Source organism: uncultured Cyclobacterium sp., from assembly GCF_963976465.1.
Taxonomy (GTDB): Bacteria; Bacteroidota; Bacteroidia; order Cytophagales; family Cyclobacteriaceae; genus Cyclobacterium.
Map to the genome: position 1 here is coordinate 1 of NZ_CAXBOC010000678.1, position 2,191 is coordinate 2,191.

At 39.4% G+C, this 2,191-nt stretch carries 1 protein-coding gene; it reads right to left on the reverse strand.

The genetic code is table 11. The annotated features are described in order from the left end of the window. Nucleotides 1–138 precede the first annotated feature (138 nt). Complete coding sequence (locus tag AAC037_RS23770) at nucleotides 139–1,737, reverse strand: calcineurin-like phosphoesterase family protein (RefSeq protein WP_339906128.1); 1,599 nt, start codon at nucleotides 1,735–1,737, stop codon at nucleotides 139–141. Between the last annotated feature and the right edge of the window lie 454 nt (nucleotides 1,738–2,191).

Here is a 2,191-nt window from a genome sequence, read left to right on the forward strand (position 1 = left end):
TAACAATTCAAAAATTAACCATTACCGTCCCCCTTTGCCTTCGACAAGCTCAGGCTCCGGTAGTCCATCTCCCTAATTAACCATTAACAATTAATCAATTAACAATTAATCAATTAACCATTAATAATTAACATTTATCTACTGATTATCAGGAACAATCTTAAATGATTTTTTTGAAGTATAGGTTCTACCTAACCAATCCTTGGCTTGGACTTCTACTGTATGCTCTCCCAAAGGAAGTTGGGAAGGAATTCTGCCACTCCATATATGGGAAGAGATTAAAGGAGTGGAGGGCCTGATTCCCCATGGAAGTTCTTCTGCATGATCCCATTCATGAAGAATGTCCAGCAAAAACTTATCATATTCGGGTACAAGTTTTAAGGCTGTCCATTCACCGTCATCTACACGGTATTTTACACTGTCCCTAGGAGTTCCCTGAAAAAAGTTTACAGAAATTTCTCCTCTGTATTTTTTTGCCTGGGGTACAATTTTGGGCATATGAATACTCATTTTCCAGTCATTGTCTCCGGAAGGGACGTATTCATAGCTGTAGGTATTGTCCGTAATATTTAGAAAGGCATATCCCTTAGGAGTGCCATCACGCATTATGCCTGAAGGTGTTCCGTAGCTGTCCTTGGGACCTATATAAATACCCCCTGAAGTAGCTCCCGGGTTATAGTGGTGGTGAAACCCTGCATTGGGCCAGCCTTCTTCGGTGGTGAAAAAATGATGGTTCTGGGAATGTGTGTGTCCGGATAGAGAAAGGGTGTATTGGTAGCCTTTTAATAGGTCGAAGAGTTTTTGTCTGTCTCCTTCTCTAAATTGATCCGGCCCTTTTTCAAACTCATAGATAGGAATATGAAAGGCCAATACGATTAGTTTGTCCTTTGATACATGCTTAAGGTCGTTTTTAATAAATTCCAAAATATCTGCTCGAAAGCCTCCTATATAACTTCCCTGACCGAAAGGGTTGGGCGTGATCACATCATCCAATACGATAAAATGGGCATTGGCATAATTTAATGCATAATTGGTAGGGCCGAAGCTGGCTTCATAGGTCTCATCAGAAAGTTGGTCTTCCTTATAGCTGTTGGTATCGTGATTGCCTAGCAAATTGTACCAGGGGATACCTATTTTCCCCAGGGATTGGATATAGGTATCAAATAAATTTCTAGCACCCAAATCCCCCAGACTTATGCCAAAGGCAGCTCCTTTGCCTCCAATAACTTCCGAAACAATGGCTTTTTCGAAGTACCCTGCGTTGGTCAGGTCATCTGCTTGTGGGTCTCCAAATACGAGTACCGAGAAATTTGACGCTTCGTCCTGTTCAATCAATGGAAAATCTACTGATTTGGGAAGTTTGCCTGTAGGAAGAACCCTTTTTTCACCGGTATCCGGTGAGCCATTGGGTTTGTGGATATAAAAAAATTGCGGTTGATTATTGGCATCTACAGGTACAGCGTAGCCTGTGGGTTTAATAACAGAAACAATCATATCATCATTAGCGGGTAAGCTATAACTTCCATCTTCCTTGGTTAGCCTAACCTCTTTTCCGTTGGTGACCGCTACACCTTTGATTCCTTTCTCGTTTTTGTCCTTAATTGAATTGTTGTTGCGGTCGTCATAAACATAACCGGTGACGGTTTCTTGAGCAAGTACTGAAGTAGCACTAAAAAATTGGATAGAAAGGAAGGCCATAAATATGCCTAAATGTAGTGTGTGGTTTAATTTGGACATGATTTTAGAATGGATCTGTATAAAAGAAATTGAATTCAATTGGAAAACAGTTGGCTATTAAAGGCTTGCTTCTGCAATAAGTAAACAATCTTAAAGAAGTATCGGCTAACCTATTTCAGCAACTACAAATCTATTGTTTTTTTTATTTTAACCCCACTTTAAAAAATCAGGATTGTGGAAAAAATAGCAATAGGGGGAATTAATTATTGCCATTCCCTTAATTATGAATATTTTATAGGGAGGAAGCGGTTGATTAATTAATTATTAAGCTTTCTTCTCTCAGGCTTAATTTAGGCAGAAGCATATAATTAGCAAGGTTAAGTATTAGCTGTAAAGGAGCCTGATAGCAATTCATTGACTGATAAAAAGATTTTCTGGCACTGAATAGGAATGAAGCCATAGAATGACAAAGAGGACAGTGGGGCAGAGAATAAAGGTAGATTCTCAAGGGGTT